At 66.1% G+C, this 16276-nt stretch carries 15 protein-coding genes and 2 tRNA genes; 3 read left to right on the top strand and 14 right to left on the bottom strand.

Going from position 1 to position 16276, the window contains the following annotated elements:
* Window positions 1-17 precede the first annotated feature (17 nt).
* From AC5Y4H_RS14020 to clpX, 6 genes are all read right to left on the bottom strand, one after another.
* Window positions 18-578 carry a transglycosylase family protein gene (locus tag AC5Y4H_RS14020; protein ID WP_499982573.1) on the bottom strand — a complete coding sequence of 187 codons (561 nt, stop codon included), beginning with the start codon at window positions 576-578 and terminating at the stop codon, window positions 18-20.
* Between the two features lie 1106 nt (window positions 579-1684).
* Window positions 1685-2278 carry a molybdenum cofactor guanylyltransferase gene (gene mobA / locus AC5Y4H_RS14015; protein ID WP_499982594.1) on the bottom strand — a complete coding sequence of 198 codons (594 nt, stop codon included), beginning with the start codon at window positions 2276-2278 and terminating at the stop codon, window positions 1685-1687.
* A gap of 25 nt (window positions 2279-2303) precedes the next feature.
* Window positions 2304-3404 (bottom strand): 2-oxoacid:ferredoxin oxidoreductase subunit beta, encoded by a 1101-nt coding sequence (locus AC5Y4H_RS14010; RefSeq protein WP_499982570.1) that lies wholly within the window; start codon window positions 3402-3404, stop codon window positions 2304-2306.
* Between the two features lie 58 nt (window positions 3405-3462).
* Window positions 3463-5415: a 2-oxoacid:acceptor oxidoreductase subunit alpha gene (locus AC5Y4H_RS14005; RefSeq protein WP_499982591.1), complete on the bottom strand. Its 1953-nt coding sequence runs from the start codon at window positions 5413-5415 to the stop codon at window positions 3463-3465.
* Between the two features lie 246 nt (window positions 5416-5661).
* The gene (locus AC5Y4H_RS14000) at window positions 5662-6930 is read right to left on the bottom strand and encodes an MFS transporter (RefSeq protein ID WP_499982589.1); all 1269 of its coding nucleotides are present in this window, start codon (window positions 6928-6930) and stop codon (window positions 5662-5664) included.
* 22 nt (window positions 6931-6952) lie between these two features.
* Window positions 6953-8233 carry an ATP-dependent Clp protease ATP-binding subunit ClpX gene (gene clpX, locus AC5Y4H_RS13995; protein ID WP_499982568.1) on the bottom strand — a complete coding sequence of 427 codons (1281 nt, stop codon included), beginning with the start codon at window positions 8231-8233 and terminating at the stop codon, window positions 6953-6955.
* A 328-nt stretch (window positions 8234-8561) separates the two neighbouring features.
* Here clpX and mmuM point away from each other — a divergent pair, with 328 nt between their 5' ends.
* Window positions 8562-9452, top strand: a complete 891-nt coding sequence (mmuM, locus tag AC5Y4H_RS13990) for a homocysteine S-methyltransferase (protein WP_499982566.1) — start codon at window positions 8562-8564, stop codon at window positions 9450-9452.
* Here the strand turns inward: mmuM and clpP2 are convergent.
* From clpP2 to AC5Y4H_RS13970, 4 genes are all read right to left on the bottom strand, one after another.
* Complete coding sequence (clpP2, locus tag AC5Y4H_RS13985) at window positions 9449-10084, bottom strand: ATP-dependent CLP protease proteolytic subunit ClpP2 (protein WP_067171181.1); 636 nt, start codon at window positions 10082-10084, stop codon at window positions 9449-9451. The genes mmuM and clpP2 overlap by 4 nt on opposite strands.
* Window positions 10081-10671: an ATP-dependent CLP protease proteolytic subunit ClpP1 gene (clpP1, locus tag AC5Y4H_RS13980; RefSeq protein WP_007774150.1), complete on the bottom strand. Its 591-nt coding sequence runs from the start codon at window positions 10669-10671 to the stop codon at window positions 10081-10083. The genes clpP2 and clpP1 overlap by 4 nt, the downstream gene beginning before the upstream one ends.
* A gap of 125 nt (window positions 10672-10796) precedes the next feature.
* Entirely contained in the window at window positions 10797-12191 is a 1395-nt protein-coding gene (tig, locus tag AC5Y4H_RS13975; RefSeq protein WP_499982564.1) for a trigger factor, read from the bottom strand.
* Between the two features lie 78 nt (window positions 12192-12269).
* Window positions 12270-12346 (bottom strand) — tRNA-Pro (locus AC5Y4H_RS13970).
* Window positions 12347-12494: 148 nt separating this feature from the next.
* Here AC5Y4H_RS13970 and AC5Y4H_RS13965 point away from each other — a divergent pair.
* Window positions 12495-12565 (top strand) — tRNA-Gly (locus tag AC5Y4H_RS13965).
* Between the two features lie 32 nt (window positions 12566-12597).
* Window positions 12598-13782, top strand: coding sequence for a serine hydrolase domain-containing protein (locus tag AC5Y4H_RS13960; RefSeq protein ID WP_499982562.1), 1185 nt, complete (start codon window positions 12598-12600; stop codon window positions 13780-13782).
* Window positions 13783-13844: 62 nt separating this feature from the next.
* Here the strand turns inward: AC5Y4H_RS13960 and AC5Y4H_RS13955 are convergent, their stop codons facing one another.
* The 4 genes from AC5Y4H_RS13955 to AC5Y4H_RS13940 form a co-directional block, all read right to left on the bottom strand.
* Entirely contained in the window at window positions 13845-14153 is a 309-nt protein-coding gene (locus AC5Y4H_RS13955; RefSeq protein WP_499982560.1) for an Mtp family mycobacterial-type pilin, read from the bottom strand.
* Window positions 14154-14276: 123 nt separating this feature from the next.
* Window positions 14277-15083 carry an Fpg/Nei family DNA glycosylase gene (locus AC5Y4H_RS13950; protein WP_499982558.1) on the bottom strand — a complete coding sequence of 269 codons (807 nt, stop codon included), beginning with the start codon at window positions 15081-15083 and terminating at the stop codon, window positions 14277-14279.
* 18 nt (window positions 15084-15101) lie between these two features.
* Window positions 15102-15581 (bottom strand): ribose-5-phosphate isomerase, encoded by a 480-nt coding sequence (locus AC5Y4H_RS13945; protein ID WP_499982557.1) that lies wholly within the window; start codon window positions 15579-15581, stop codon window positions 15102-15104.
* Between the two features lie 71 nt (window positions 15582-15652).
* Window positions 15653-16276, bottom strand: a complete 624-nt coding sequence (locus AC5Y4H_RS13940; RefSeq protein ID WP_499982555.1) for a mycothiol-dependent nitroreductase Rv2466c family protein — start codon at window positions 16274-16276, stop codon at window positions 15653-15655.

Raw genomic sequence — 16276 nt, 5'->3', positions numbered from 1 at the left:
TCGATTTCGGCTGCAGCCTAGCCGCGGCGTCCGCAGACCGGCCAGGCGCCGATGCCCTGCGAGTGCAACACGTTCTCGGCGACCCGGATCTGCTCCTCGCGGCTCGCGCCGGAGGGGGAACCCGACCCACCGTTGGCGCGCCAGGTGCTCGGGGTGAACTGCAGGCCACCGGAGAAGCCGTTACCGGTGCTGATCCCCCAGTTGCCACCCGACTCGCACTGCGCGATCGCATCCCAGTTCACGCTGTACGCCCGGTGGACGGGAGGCGGCGGGACGTCCGGTCCAGGCGGCGGAGCGTCCGGAGCCGGCGGCGGCGGAGCGTCCGGAGCCGGCGGCGGCGGAGCGTCGGGAGCCGGCGGCGGCGGAGCGTCCGGAGCCGGCGGCGGCGGAGCGTCGGGAGCCGGCGGCAGCGGGGCGTCGGGAGCCGGCGGCGGCGGAGCGTCGGGGGCAGGCCCGACGGCCGGTGCGTTCGGGTCGAAGCCCGCCGGCACCTCATCCGCGTGAGCGGTGGCCGATGGGATGGTCACGAGCGTGCCCGTGACCGCGGCAAGAATGAGCGTCTTTCGGACGTTCTTCAAAATTGTTCCTTTCGCGGTGCGCGCGCCAAAGCAAGCCCACGGATGTGGGCTGAAGCTGTCTGGTTGATGCCTGCTTTGAAACGTGCCGTCTGGGTCAGGCACGGCAGCGGCGGGCCAAGTCTGCCCGGCGGGTGTTACCCACCGACCACGGTCGGGCTTTCGCCGTCCGTGGCGCCGCTCGCACGCGGGTCCGTGGATTCAATTATTTGATTACTCTTCCGTAACCCGTTGTGGGCTAACAGGGACCGTAGAGAACGTCGGCGCGTTCGTCATCTTCGAAAACGGATATCTCGTTTCGATAACAGGCCGATCACGCCGCGGCCGCGAGTCCATTTATGCAGGTCATCACTGCGTTTCCAGAAGCAACGGCCGATAGAATCAGCCAAACAGATGGTGAGCCGAATCACTGGCGTTTTGTGAGCTGGCGCACGTTTATTTGCGGCACTGCGAGCCGATTCGCCAGCGCTTCAACGGATCCGGATCCCCCGCCGAGAACCCGCAAAACGTACCGCAAGATACGCCCACTTCAAGGCTTCCAGGGAAGCGCCGGACAGGGGAACACTAGGTCTCTATCGAGTTACGCTGCGCACCAGCGCAATTCGATAGCGCATCATCGTGTGACCGAGCCTTGTCTGCCGAATGGGCAGAATCGATGTATTCGCTTGATAAATAACGTTTTTCATTCAATCACTCACGACTGCAAGGCCTTTCGGCCGAGATCCCCCGTGGAGCCCTCTTCATGGGGGCAGCGTAGCGACGCCCACTTCGGATGACCGCTATCCACATGGGCGAATGCGCTCATTGCAACCCCGATTTTGCTGAGATGGCCGACGTTTCTATGTCAGAGCCCGGCCGCATCTCCCTATGTCCAAATCGGAAACGGCTCCGCTAATCGTTGAAATCACCACCGCCGCAACAGATCACGGCCAGCGGTCGCCGAGCTTTAGATTACCCGGGGCCGCTACGTCGTTGCGAAATTACGCAATGACCATTGCGGAAATAATAAGAAGCGACGGATGCCGTTTTTCAGCGCGATTTTATTCGGGGCGCCGAATTCGCCGAATTGCGACCAAGTGAAGTCCGTCGCGCGATCAGCCCGGCGCCCTTCAGCTCCGCGACTGCGCCAGAGCGAGCAGGTCGCTCTCCGTGTTGACGTTGGCCAAAAAGCGCGATTCCGGCAGCACGATCTGCTGCGCGTCCGAGGCGTCGATCAACGCGCGCATCGAGCGGGCACCGCCGGCGACCAGGCTGTCGATCCGCTCGGCCAGATCGGTGCGGTACACCGCGGCCAGGTAGTGGCTTCGACCGTCCCACGGCAGCACAATCTCGGCGTTGGTCTCGGTGGCCAGGCGCACCAAATCGTCGATCAAGTCCGCAGACAGAAGCGGCATGTCGACGGCGCAGACGAAGGCGTACCGGGCGCCCGCCTCCGCGGCCGCCCGCAGCCCACGTCCGGTCGCAGGCAGCGGCCCCTGGCCGCGCACCTCGTCGCGGATGACTTTCGCCCGGACGGCCGGCAACGGTTGCCCCGGCGCGGCCACCACGAAAACCGGCTCACAGCGCTGCGCGAGCACCCCGACGACATATTCGAGGAGCGTGGCGGCGCCCCCAGGGCCGGGCAGGGTGGCTTTGTCGCGGCCCATGCGCCGCGATTCACCGCCGGCCAGCACTACCCCTGCTAGCGACACGGCATGCTCCACTGTGTCGAGTACCTGGTCGCCCACGTCAGTCGACGGTCCAGGTGTCGCGCCCGCGCAACAGCGATTGCAGCGCGGCGGAGTCGAACGCCTTCGCGGACTGGGCCGCCTGGACCTGCGAGCGGGCAGCGTCGTCGTAGGTGGGCCGGCTGATGTTGCGGAAGATGCCCAGCACGGTGTGTTCGAGGTTCTGGTCCGACAACCGCGACAGGGCGAAGGCGTAGGCCGAGTTGTCGCTGTGCGCGTCGTGCACCACGATCTCGTCGACCGACACGTCGGCCGTCTTGGCCACCTCCAACCCGAAGCCCGACTTCACCACGCAGTATTCGCCGTTGGCGCCGAACACAATTGGCTCGCCGTGTCGAACGTTGATGACCCGCTCCTCGGCGCCTTCCTTGCGCAGTGCGTCGAACGAGCCGTCGTTGAAGATGGGGCAATCCTGCAGGATCTCGACCACGGCGGCGCCCCGGTGCCCGGCGGCGGCGCGCAGCACCTCGGTCAGCCCGTTGCGGTCAGAGTCCAGCGCGCGGCCGACGAAGGTCGCCTCGGCACCCAGGGCCAACGACACCGGGTTGAACGGGTGATCCAGCGATCCCATCGGGGTCGACTTGGTGATCTTGCCGACCTCCGATGTCGGCGAGTATTGACCCTTGGTCAGGCCGTAGATCCGGTTATTGAACAGCAGAATGGTGATGTTGACGTTGCGGCGCAACGCGTGGATGAGGTGGTTACCGCCGATCGACAAGGCGTCGCCGTCGCCGGTGACGACCCACACCGAGAGGTCCTCGCGGGCGAGTGCCAGGCCGGTGGCGATGGCCGGCGCGCGGCCGTGAATCGAGTGGAAACCGTAGGTCTCTAGGTAATACGGGAACCGGCTCGAGCAGCCGATGCCGCTGATGAACACGATGTTCTCGCGGCGCAGCCCGAGGTCGGGCAGGAAGTTGCGGATGGTGTTGAGGATGACGTAATCCCCGCAGCCCGGGCACCAGCGGACCTCTTGATCACTGGTGAAGTCCTTGGACTTCTGCGGCTGGTCCTCAGAAGACAACGTGGGGACCCCGTCGTTTTTGGTCAACTTCGCGGTCACACCGAGGTCTTTGCCCGCCAAATTGCCGATTACGTCAGTCACGAGCGTCGCTCCTCCTCATCGCTTCGCTCTCTGTTGTTGCCGGCCAAGCCCGTTGAGCTCATGCGCCGGCTCCAACCGTTGCTGCCGCCATTCTGGCGACCATCGTCTTGTCGTTCTCGACTTCGGCCAGCGTCCCGCCCAACGCGGCGCGGATGACGCGGCCGATCTCGTCGGCCAGGAAGGCGACACCCTGCACCTTGCTGACCGATTGCACGTCCACCAGATACTTGCCGCGCAGCAGGAACGCCAACTGGCCCAGGTTCATTTCCGGCGCGACCACCTGCGGGTAGCGCCGCAGCACCTCACCGAGGTTGGCCGGGAACGGGTTGAGGTAACGCAGGTGTGCGTGCGCCACCTTGATGCCCTTGCGCCGCGCGCGCCGGCAGGCTTCACCGATCGGGCCGTAGGAGCTGCCCCAGCCGATGAGCAGCAGCTCGGCGTCGCCGGTCGGATCGTCGACTTCCAGATCGGGGACCGAGATCCCGTCGATCTTGGCCTGCCGTAGCCGCACCATGAGGTCGTGGTTGACCGGCTCATAGGAGATGTTGCCCGACCCGTTCGCCGCTTCCAGGCCGCCGATGCGGTGCTCAAGGCCGGGGGTGCCGGGCACCGCGAACTGCCGGGCCAGCGTCTCCGGGTCGCGCGCGTAGGGCTGGAACGGCTCGTCCGGCTTGGCGAAGGTGTGCGTGATGCTCGGCAGCGTGCTGACGTCCGGAATGCGCCACGGCTCCGACCCATTGGCAATCGCGCCGTCGGACAACACGATCACCGGGGTGTGGTACGACACCGCGATGCGCGCCGCCTCGAGCGCGGTCTCGAAGCAGTCCGAGGGTGAGCGCGGCGCCAGCACCGCAACGGGTGACTCGCCGTTGCGACCGAACAGCGCCTGCAACAGGTCGGCCTGTTCGGTCTTGGTGGGCAGGCCGGTCGAGGGCCCGCCGCGCTGCACGTCCACAACGAGCAACGGCAGCTCGGTCATCACGGCCAGCCCGAGCGCTTCGGACTTCAGCGAGATGCCCGGGCCGGAGGTGGTGGTCACGCCCAGCGCACCGCCGTACGAGGCGCCGATCGCCGCGCAGATGCCGCCGATCTCGTCCTCGGCCTGGAAGGTGATGACGTTGAAGTTCTTGTGCTTGGACAGCTCGTGCAGGATGTCGGAGGCCGGTGTGATCGGGTAGCTGCCGAGCATGACCGGGATATCGGCCAGCTGGCCCGCCGCCACGATGCCGTACGCCAGCGCGGTGTTGCCCGAGATCTGGCGGTATTCGCCCGACGGCAGGGTCGCCCGGGACACCTCATAGGTGGTGCCGAAAGCCTCGGTGGTTTCGCCGTAGTTCCAACCCGCCTTCAGCGCCAGCACGTTGGTCTCGGCGACCTCGGGCTTGCGGGCGAACTTCTCCCGGATGAACTTCTCGCTGGTTTCGATCGGCCGCCCGTACATCCACGACAAGAGGCCCAGCGCGAACATGTTCTTGGCGCGCTGCCCGTCCTTCTTCGTGGCGCCGATCGTCTCGACGGCGCCGAGCGTCAGCGTGGTCATCGCGACGGAATGCACCACGTAATCCGACAATTCGTCGGTCTCGAGCGGATTGGTGACGTAGCCCACCTTGGTCAGGTTGCGCTTGGTGAACTCGTCGGAGTTGGCGATCACCATTCCACCGCGCGGCAGGTCGCCGATATTGGCTTTGAGCGCAGCGGGATTCATGGCGACCAGAACATCGGGCCGGTCGCCGGCGGTCAGGATGTCGTAATCGGCGATCTGGATCTGGAAGGACGAGACGCCGGGCAGGGTGCCTGCAGGGGCGCGGATCTCTGCGGGGTAATTGGGCTGGGTCGCCAGATCGTTGCCGAAAAGCGCCGCTTCGGACGTGAACCGGTCTCCGGTGAGCTGCATGCCGTCGCCGGAGTCGCCGGCGAAGCGAATGACGACTTGTTCGAGGCGCTGACGGGCAGATCCGTTGGGGGAAGCACCATGTGAGTCTGATGCGGCTCCGCTGCCGTTCGGATCCACGTCGTTGCCCTCCACTTTGCTCACCGGACAGATACTCCGCCGACGTTCCAGGTTACGCGCCGTCGGAGCGGCCCCAGCGCACTCGCGCTTTATGTCACTGCCGGTATCAATTATGGCATTTCTTTGAGGGTTGTATGGCGGTCCCTTATGCGTGGCACGCCGCCGTTTTGTCGGGAAAAGCCGAAGTCAGCACAGGGCTACTGGCCAGTACAAAACCAAACTGTGTTGTTGGTCACGTCTTGCGCGTTAGCTACTGTCGCCCATACCGTGCCGGTCTCCGGCAGCCGCGATTTCGGCGCCGGATTTCCTCGCCGCCGTTTCGGGCATCGCGATCAGATACAGCATGAAGCCGGCCGCGGCGAGGGCACCCAGGAAGGCGAACGCGGCGTTGTAGCCGGCCGCGACGACGATCCAGCCCGCGACGAGGTTCGACACCGCGGCGCCGATGCCGGTCGCGGCCGTTATCGCTCCCAAGCTGATGTTGAATCGACCGCTTCCGTGCGTGACATCCTGCACGACCAGGGGAAACAGAGCGCCGAACACGCCGGCGCCGACGCCGTCGAGCAGTTGCACACTCACCAGCCAGTAGGAGTTGTCCGAGCACGTGTAGAGGAATCCGCGGGCGGCCAAGACCGCGAATCCGGCCAGAAAGATCGGCTTTCGCCCCCACGAATCGGCCTTGGCCCCCGCGAGGTAGGCCACCGGCACCATGACGACCTGCGCGGCCACGATGCAGCCGGCCATCAGCGCGGTGCCGACGTCTTTGTTGTGCAAGGCCAGGCGCTGACCGACCAGCGGCAACATGGCCGCATTGGCGAAGTGGAACGCGATCACAATCACGGCGAAGATCATCAGCCGCCGATTGCCCAGCAGCGCGGTGAGCCGGAACGGAGTCGGGTGCGGTTCCCCCGGGAAATGGTCCATGCCGCGGGCCACGTCGTGGTCGATCGCATCACCCGGAATCCACAGTGTCGCAAACACGCTGGCGGCCGCCATGACAGCCAGCACCCAAAACACGACCACCGGTCCGAACACGTAGGCCAGTCCGCCGGTAATCGCCGCGGCGCAGGCGTTTCCGGCGTGGTTGAACGACTCGTTACGTCCGATCCGCCGGGAGAATCGACGGGAGCCGACCAGGCCCAGGGTGATCGCGGCCAATGCGGGAGCGAAGACAGATCCGGCGATTCCGGTGAGCGCCTGCAGTACCGAGATCGAATAGAACCCGGGGAACAAGGGCATCGCCAACGACGCCACGGTGATCGTCAGCGCGCCGCCGATGATCAGCGCACGCTTGGCCGTGCTCCTGTCCACCAAGGCACCGGCCGGACCCTGGGCCACGATCGCTCCGATGCCGCCGACCGCCATGACGAAGCCGATCGACCGCTGATCCCAATGATGGGTCAGCAGCAGGTAGATCGACAGGTACGGGCCCAACCCGTCGCGGACGTCGGCCAGCAGAAAATTCAGCAGGTCCAGGCCGTGCGCAAGACGCCGAGGAACGGCGTCGCTCGGGATGCCGTTGTGCTTCAGGGTCTAGTTAGGCGCTCTTGTCCCGACGCTCCGAACGGGACGGCTTGCGCGGCACGATCGTCGGCAACACGTTGTCCTGGACGGTCTCCTTGGTCACCACAACCTTGGCGACGTCGTCGCGGCTCGGGATGTCATACATCACCGGCAGCAGGACCTCTTCCATGATGGCCCGCAGGCCACGGGCCCCGGTGCCGCGGTGGATCGCCTGGTCAGCGATGGCTTCAAGAGCGTCGTCGCTGAATTCGAGCTCCACATTGTCCATCTCGAACAGTCGTGTGTACTGCTTGACCAGCGCGTTCTTCGGCTCGGACAGGATCTTGACCAACGACTCGCGGTCCAGGTTGGTGACCGAGGCGACGACCGGCAGCCGGCCGATGAACTCGGGGATCAGACCGAATTTGATCAGGTCTTCGGGCATCACCTCGGCGAAGTGATCGGTGGTGTCGATCTCGGCCTTCGAGCGCACCTCGGCGCCGAAACCCAGGCCGCGCTTTCCGACGCGCTCATAGATGATCTTCTCCAGGCCCGCGAAGGCCCCGGCGACGATGAACAGCACGTTGGTGGTGTCGATCTGAATGAATTCTTGGTGCGGGTGCTTGCGGCCACCCTGCGGGGGAACTGAGGCCTGGGTGCCTTCCAGGATCTTCAGCAGGGCCTGCTGGACGCCTTCTCCGGAGACGTCGCGGGTGATCGACGGGTTCTCGCTCTTGCGGGCGATCTTGTCGACCTCGTCGATGTAGATGATGCCGGTCTCGGCACGCTTGACGTCGTAGTCGGCGGCCTGGATCAGCTTGAGCAAAATGTTCTCGACGTCTTCACCGACGTAACCGGCTTCGGTCAAGGCGGTGGCGTCGGCGATGGCGAAGGGGACGTTGAGCATCTTGGCGAGCGTTTGGGCCAGGTAGGTCTTGCCGCAGCCGGTCGGTCCGAGCATCAAGATGTTGGACTTGGTCAGCTCCACCGGCTCGTGCCGCGAGTCCCGGCCCTTTTCACCCGCCTGGATCCGCTTGTAATGGTTGTAGACGGCCACGGCCAGCGTCCGCTTGGCAGTGTCCTGCCCGATGACGTATCCCTCGAGGAACTCCCGGATCTCGATCGGCTTGGGAAGTTCATCGAGCTTCACGTCGTCGGCGTCGGCGAGCTCCTCTTCGATGATCTCGTTGCAGAGATCGATGCATTCGTCGCAGATGTACACGCCCGGGCCAGCAATGAGTTTCTTGACCTGCTTCTGGCTCTTCCCGCAGAACGAGCACTTCAGCAGGTCACCGCCGTCTCCGATGCGCGCCATGGTGCTGAGGGCCTACTTCCTGTTCGCCGTTGGTCTTGCCTGTGCCCGGATGTATTAATCGACGCTACCCGTTCGATCGGGCCCGACGCGACCATAAGGGCCGAATCGCGTCGGTGGTATTCGTGCATGTCCGTATGGATGAAACATATAGCCAGACGGTGCCCGTCACTCGCCAAAGACGCGCTTTGCGTGTCCTTGGCGTGTCGCGGTCGTAACGCGGCCGAGGCCAACCGGGCCTACGACCCTGCTTCCGGTGGAGGTGCCAACCAACGCCAAAGATCACGCGAGGCCTGAGCGGCCCCCCAGGAAATCACCCTACAGTGGCGGCGTGGGTTTGGCTGTGGGCTTCGAATGGCCCAGCGGATCCGTGCTGCTCGACGGCGGCTTGGCCACCGAGCTGGAGGCGCGAGGCCATGACCTCTCCGATGCGCTCTGGTCGGCGAGGCTGCTCGCAGACGCCCCGCAGGACATCACCGCTGTGCATGCCGCCTACTTTCACGCCGGGGCCACGATCGCGACGACGGCCAGCTACCAGGCGTCGTTCGAGGGCTTCGCCGCCCGCGGATTCGATTCGCGCGAGACCACCGTGCTGTTACGCCGCAGCGTCGAACTCGCCAAGGCGGCACGGGACGAAGCCGCGGTCGACGGCCTGCTCGTCGCCGCATCGATCGGTCCGTACGGCGCGGCGCTGGCCGACGGATCGGAGTACCGCGGACGCTACGGTCTGTCGGTCGCGGCCTTGGCGCGATGGCACCGGCCACGCCTGGAAATCCTGGCCGACGCCGGCGCGGACGTGCTCGCGTGCGAAACCGTGCCCGACGCCGACGAAGCGCAGGCCCTCGTCGAGCTGGTCGAATCGGTCGGGAAGCCGGCCTGGCTGAGCTACACCATCGACGGCGACCGTACCCGCGCCGGGCAACCGCTGGCCGACGCGTTCGCGGTGGCGGCCGGCGTCGATGAGATCGTCGCGATCGGGGTGAACTGTTGCGCGCCCAGCGATGTGTTGCCCGCCATTGCGGGCGCGGCGGTCGTCGGGAAGCCGGTCATCGTGTACCCGAACAGCGGCGAGCGCTGGGACGCGTTGCGGCGCACCTGGATCGGTCCGTCGCGATTGAACGCTGACCTCGCGGCCGAATGGGTCGCGGCGGGGGCGCGGATCGTCGGCGGATGCTGCCGGGTCGGGCCCGCCGATATCGCCGAACTGGGCCGAAGACGCTAGGCGCTTTGCGCCGAAAGCTTCCGGTACTCCAGCACGGTGTCGATGATTCCGTAATCCTTGGCCTCTTCGGCGGTCAGGATCTTGTCCCGGTCGGTGTCCTTGCGGACCGTCGCGGCGTCCTTGCCGGTGTGGCGGGCCAGCGTGGTCTCCATCAGCGTGCGCATGCGCTCGATCTCGGCGGCCTGGATCTCCAGATCGGAGAACTGCCCCTGGATCACGCCCTGCAGCGACGGCTGGTGAATGAGCACCCGGGCGTTGGGCAGTGCCATGCGCTTGCCCGGCGTCCCGGCGGCCAGCAACACCGCCGCCGCCGAGGCGGCCTGACCGAGGCACACCGTCTGGATGTCGGCGCGCACGTACTGCATGGTGTCGTAAATCGCCATCAGCGAGGTGAAGCCCCCGCCGGGCGAGTTGATGTACATCGTGATGTCCCGGTCGGGGTCCAGCGATTCGAGCACCAGCAGCTGGGCCATGATGTCGTTCGCCGACGCGTCGTCGACCTGGACACCGAGGAAGATGATGCGTTCCTCGAACAGCTTGTTGTAGGGATTGGACTCCTTGATCCCGAAGCTGGAGTGTTCGATGAACGACGGCAGGATGTAGCGCGCCTGGGGCTGGGTTTCGGGGTTCACTGGGCTTCTCCATTGGTGATGTGTGCGGCGCGGGTGATGATGTGGTCGACGAAGCCGTACTCGAGGGCTTCCTGCGCGGTGAACCAGCGGTCGCGATCGGAATCCGCCTCGATGCGCTCGATCGACTGGCCGGTGAACTCCGCGTTGAGCCGGAACATCTCCTTCTTGATGACCGTGAACTGCTCTGCCTGGATAGCGATGTCGGCCGCGCTACCGGTCACGCCGCCGAGCGGCTGGTGCATCAGGATGCGAGCGTGCGGCAACGCGTACCGCTTGCCCTTGGTGCCTGCGGCCAACAAGAACTCACCCATCGAGGCGGCCATGCCCATCGCGTAGGTGGCGATGTCACACGGCGCCAGCACCATGGTGTCGTAGATCGCCATCCCGGCGCTGATCGATCCGCCCGGCGAATTGATGTACAGCGAAATGTCCTTGGTGGCGTCCTCGGCGGCGAGCAGCAGTATCTGCGCGCACAGCCGATTGGCGATTTCGTCGCTCACCTCCGAACCCAGGAAGATGATGCGCTCGGACAGCAAGCGCTCATAGACCGAGTCCGTGAGGTTGAGACCCTGCGAGTTTGAACGCATGTCAGTCACGACGGGGTTACCTGCTTTCTCGAGATCTGTATTCACGACACTAACCAACCGAGCCCGCTGTTTCGCGGCCGCGCACCCCTGAAACGGGCACGTTCGCTCACAGCGTCATGGCGCGGTCACTCCCCTGCGTCGACGGCTTCGGACTCGGCCTGCTCAGGTTCGCCAGCCGCCTCGGCCTCGTCGCCCTCCGAGCTCTCGCCGAAGAATTCACTGGTGTCGATGGCGTTTCCGGCGGTGTCGGTGACGGTCGCCGCCCGGATCACCTCGGCGATGGCGAGCGACCGGCGCACATCGGCGAACATGGCCGGCAGCTGGTTGTTCTCCTGCAGGTAGGCCAACAGCTGCTGGGGCTCAATGCCGTATTGCTGCGACGTGGCGGCCAGCCGCTCGGTCAGGTCGTTTTGGCCAACCTGGACCTGCAGCTCGTCGGCCAAGGCGTCCAGCAGGAGCTGGCGCTTGACGTCCGTCTCGGCGGCGGTGCGCGTCTCGGTCTCGAACTCTTCGCGCGACTTGCCCTGCTGGGCCAGCACTTCTTCGAGCTTGGACTCGTCGTGGTCAAGGCTGTGCAGGGCGTTGTGCAGGGCGCTGTCGACCTGGGCCTTGACGATCGCTTCCGGCAGCGGCACGTCGACCTGCTCGAGCAGGGCGTCGAGGGCGGCTTCGCGAATGTTTTCGGCTTGTTGAGCCCGCTTGGTGCGGCCGACCTGCTCGCGCAGGTTGGACCTGAGCTCCTCGATGGTGTCGAACTCGCTGGCCAGTTGCGCGAACTCGTCGTCGGGCTCGGGCAGCTCACGTTCCTTGATCGACTTGACCGTCACGGTCACCTGCGCGTCCTTGCCCGCGTGCTCGCCGGTCGCCAGCTGCGCGGTGAACTCCTTGGGTTCGTCGACGGACAAACCGATCAGGGCGTCGTCCAGGCCCGCGATGAGCCGGCCCGAGCCGACCTCGTGGGACAGACCTTGCGCGGCGGCGCCCGGGATCTCTTCGCCGTCGATGGTGGCCGACAGGTCGATCGAGACGAAGTCACCGTCGGCGACCGGTCGGTCAACACCCGTCAGGGTGCCGAATCGGGCTCGCAGAGACTGCAGTTCGGCGTCCACGTCGTCGTCGCTGACCTCGATCGGGTCCACCGAAACCTTGAGCGCGCCGGGGTCCGGCAGGGTGAGCTTGGGGCGGACGTCGACCTCGGCGGTGAAGGCCAGCTTGCCGCCGTACTCCTTCTTGGTGACCTCAATCTCGGGCTGGCCCAGCGGGTGCACCTCCGACTCGGCGACGGCCTGCCCGTACCGCGCGGGCAGCGCCTCGTTGACGACCTGATCGAGCATCGCCTCGCGACCGAACCGCGCCTCCAGCAACTTCGCCGGCGCCTTGCCCGGCCGGAAGCCGGGCAGTCGCACCTGCCGGGCCAGCTCCTTATAGGCCCGCTGGAAGTCGGGCTCGAGTTCCGAGAAAGGGACCTCCACGTTGATGCGCACCCGGGTGGGGCTCAACTGCTCGACGGTGCTCTTCACGGGTGTGCTCCTCAATGCTCGTTCGTTGCTCGTCATTGGCGCCGGTGGGTCCTGCTCAGGGCACCGGGCCGGTCGTGCTGGTCGGGGTGACAGGATTTGAACCTGCGGCCTTCCGCTCCCAAAGCGGATGCGCTACCAAGCTGCGCTACACCCCGCGCTGACCTCGATGATCCTAAGGCCCCTGAAAACCGGGTTGGCCACGGGCTTCGCAGCGACGTCGCAGACCTCACGGAGCGATCACAAAACCGAGTCGATTAGATTTGATCTTTGTCGCCAGCTACAGTCACGCTCGACTGAATGCATGCGGGCGTAGCTCAATGGTAGAGCCCTAGTCTTCCAAACTAGCTACGCGGGTTCGATTCCCGTCGCCCGCTCGGGCTAACTATCTGCTCGATAGAAAGGCGCCATGAGCGACCTGAAGACCGACGCGTCAATCCATGGCTCGTGCGCCTCGGACTTCGTCGGCGTTCGCGACGCGTTCGAGCGCAATTTCACCCACGGCGATGAAGTCGGCGCGGCCGTCGCCGTGTGGGTCGACGGGACTCTGGTCGTCGACCTGTGGGGTGGCTGGGCCGACGCGGCCCGCACCCGGCCGTGGCAGCGCAACACCCTGACCACCGTGCTGTCGGGCACCAAGGGCCTGTCGTCCACCTGCGTGCACCAACTCGCCGACCGCGGGGAGCTGGACCTGCAGGCGCCCGTCGCGCACTACTGGCCCGAGTTCGCCCGGGCGGGCAAACAAGACATCACGCTGGCGATGGTGATGAGCCACCGATCGGGGGTGATCGGTCCGCGCGTCCCGATGAGCTGGCAACAGGTATGCGACTGGGACTACGTCTGCGACCAGCTGGTCGCCGCCGAACCGTGGTGGGAGCCCGGTACCGCCCAGGGTTACCACATGACCACCTTCGGTTTCATCCTCGGCGAGGTGTTTCGCCGGGTGACCGGGCGCACCATCGGCCATTACCTGCGCGCCGAGATCGCCGAACCGATAGGAGCCGATGTTCACATCGGCCTGTCCCCCGCCGACCAGGCCCGCTGTGCCGAGCGCGTCAACAAGCCGCATATGCGCGACTTGCTGACGCACATCCCGGGCAGCCCGACCAGCCTGGCCGATCACCCGAAGGCCGGGCTGGCGGTCGCGATGGGATTCGCGCCGGACGACGAGGTCAGCTCCTACGACCTCGACCGCTGGCGAGCTCTTGAGTTCCCCGGCACCAACGGGCAGGTTTCGGCGCTGGGGTTGGCGACGTTCTACAACGCGCTCGCGCAGGAGAAGGTGCTCAGCCGCGAGCACATGGATCTGGTGCGGGTGTGCCGGGGCGGGCTGGACACCGATCTGGTGCTGGGGCCGCGGGTCGCCGATCACGGATGGGGGCTGGGTTACATGCTCAACCAGCGGCGCGTCAACGGGCCCAACCCCCGGATCTTCGGCCACGGCGGCCTGGGCGGCTCGTTCGGCTTCGTCGACCTCGAGCACCGCATCGGCTACGGGTACGTGGCCAATCACTTCGACGCGACCAAGGCCAACGCCGACCCCCGCAGTCTGGCGCTGTCCAACGAGGTCTACTCCGTGCTGGGAGTCATCTAGAGCTCCACGCAAACGCGCCCCGCCGGGTATGGCAGGGCGCGTTTGGTTGACGAGCTATCGGATCAGGGGTGCCAGCCGGGGGGCGGCGGCGGTCCGCCCGGACCCCACTGGCCGGGGCCGCCCGGACCCCACTGGCCGCGCGGGTGGTCGCGGTCCCAATCGGGATTACCCGGTCCCCATCCCTCGTGATGCCAGTCGTGGCAGTTGTTCCAGTCCCAGTTATTGCCCCAGCCCGGGTCCCACCACTCACCCGGGCACCATTGCGGGAAGGGTCCGGGGTGAGCCTGCGCCTCGGTTGCGACGCCCAAGCCCGCCAAACCCAGCCCGCCGATTGCGAGAGCCGTTGCGGCCAAACGTGGAAGTGTCTTCACGCGATCATTTCTACCCACATCGATGCTTCGGCTAAACAATTGACGCCGGTGTTTCGTGCCGGCAGTACCCGGGAGTCCGGATCGCGCCACGTACCACTGCGGGTGCGACGGCCCGCCGCGCGCTCACTTTTGGCATGTCGGGCACCAGAAGACATTCCGGCCCTCCAGCACCGTCGTCCGGATCGGATCGCCCGATACCCGGCAGGGTTCGCCGGTACGCCGATAGACGTAGGTGCGGGGCCGATCGGGCCGATACGACGGCGCGCCGTGGTCGTGTTCGGGCCGCACCACGATGATCTTGCCCCGGCGCAACCCGACCTTCATCAACGCGACCAAATCGGTCCAGGCCGCATCGAACTCGTCCTCGCCGACGTCGCGGCCGGGCCGGAACGGGTCGATCCGGTGGCGGAACAGCAACTCGCTGCGGTAGACGTTGCCCACACCGGCCATCACTGTCTGATCCATCAGCAACCCGCCAATGGGCCTGCGGGACTTGGCAATCCGCTTCCACGCCCACGATGGATCGGCGTCGGCGCGCAGCGGGTCGGGGCCCAGCCTCGCCAGGACGACGCTGACCTGACCCTCGTCGATGACCTCGCACACCGTCGGGCCACGCAGATCGGTGCCGTGATCGGTGCCGATCATGCGCATTCGCACCTGCCCGACCGCCTCGGGCAACATCCCGTCGGCGGGCCGCTCCCATTCGGTGAAGGCGCCATACAGCCCGAGATGCACGTGCACGATCGGTCCGCCGGTGTAGTGGTGGAACAGGTGTTTGCCCCACGCGCTGGTGCGCTGCAGCACGCGGCCGTCGACCACGCCGGCCGAGTCAGCGAAGCGGCCCTGTGGGCTGGACACCGCGACGGGAGCGCCGGCGTAACGGCGTTGGTGCAGCCGGGCCAACCGGTGCAGGGTATGCCCTTCGGGCACGCGCAGACCTTTCCGGCGTCAACCCGCCGCGCCGGGCACCGGCGGGGCTTGGTGGGTGCGTTCGTATTCGGCGAGGATGTCGATACGCCGTTGGTGGCGTTCGGCTTTCGACCACGGCGTGGTCAAGAAGGCATCGACGATGGCCAGCGCCTCAGCCACGGTGTGCATGCGACCGCCGATGCCGATCAGCTGGGCGTCGTTGTGTTCACGGGCCAGCGCCGCCGTTTCGACGCTCCAGGCCAGCGCGCAACGGGCGCCGGGGACCTTGTTGGCGGCAATCTGCTCGCCGTTGCCCGACCCGCCCAGCACGATCCCGAGGCTGTCCGGATCGGCGACGGTGCGCGTCGCGGCGGCGATACAGAAGGCCGGGTAGTCGTCTTCCGCGTCGTAGCTGAAGGCACCGCAATCGATCGGCTCGTGCCCGGATTTTTTGAGGTGATCGATGATCTGCTGCTTGAGCTCGAATCCGGCGTGGTCAGAGCCGAGGTAGACGCGCATGCCCGCAATCCTTACACAGCCACCCGGCCGGGCCGGTGGCGGCGATCCCGCGGGATCGCCGCCCGACCGATCTAGTCGAATTCAGGCTTCTCGGTGCGCGTGCGCTTGAGCTCGAAGAAGTGCGGGTAGGACGCGAAGGTGACCGAGGCGTCCCACAGCTTGCCCGCTTCTTCACCGCGCGGGATCTTGGAGAGCACCGGCCCGAAGAACGCCACATCGTTGACGTGAATGGTCGGTGTGCCGACGTCGTCGCCCACCGCGTCCATGCCGGCGTGGTGGCTCTTGCGCAGCGCCTCGTCATACTCGTCGCTGTTCGCGGCCTCTGCCAACTCCGCCGGCAGACCCGCGTCGGCAAGCGCCAGCTTGATCACGTCCTCGAGCTCTTTGTTGCCCTCGTTGTGGATCCGCGTTCCCATCGCGGTGTACAGCGGCCGCAGCACCTCGGCCCCGTGGGCCTGCTCGGCGGCGATCGCCACCCGCACCGGCCCGAACGCCTTCGCCATCCGTTCGCGGTATTCCTCGGGCAGATCTTCACGATTTTCGTTGAGCACCGCCAGGCTCATCACGTGGAAGTTGACGTCGATGTCGCGGACCTTCTCCACCTCGAGGATCCAGCGCGAGGTGATCCACGCCCACGGACACAGCGGGTCGAACCAGAAATCGGCTTTGTTCTTCGCGGCGGCGGTCTCAGGCAT

The organism is Mycobacterium sp. NGS58 (genome assembly GCF_059812385.1).
The sequence above is the reverse complement of the archived record's forward strand: the minus strand, read 5'-3'. Positions and strand labels throughout refer to the sequence as shown.

Bases quoted from the DNA above. Each gene is read 5' to 3' on its own strand.
- AC5Y4H_RS13945 (WP_499982557.1), bottom strand. From the start codon at position 15,581: ATGCGCGTCTACCTCGGCTCTGACCACGCCGGATTCGAGCTCAAGCAG.
- clpP1 (WP_007774150.1), bottom strand. From the start codon at position 10,671: ATGCGTTCAAACTCGCAGGGTCTCAACCTCACGGACTCGGTCTATGAG.
- clpX (WP_499982568.1), bottom strand. From the start codon at position 8,233: ATGGCGCGCATCGGAGACGGCGGTGACCTGCTGAAGTGCTCGTTCTGC.
- AC5Y4H_RS13960 (WP_499982562.1), top strand. From the start codon at position 12,598: ATGAGCGACCTGAAGACCGACGCGTCAATCCATGGCTCGTGCGCCTCG.
- AC5Y4H_RS13940 (WP_499982555.1), bottom strand. From the start codon at position 16,276: ATGCCTGAGACCGCCGCCGCGAAGAACAAAGCCGATTTCTGGTTCGAC.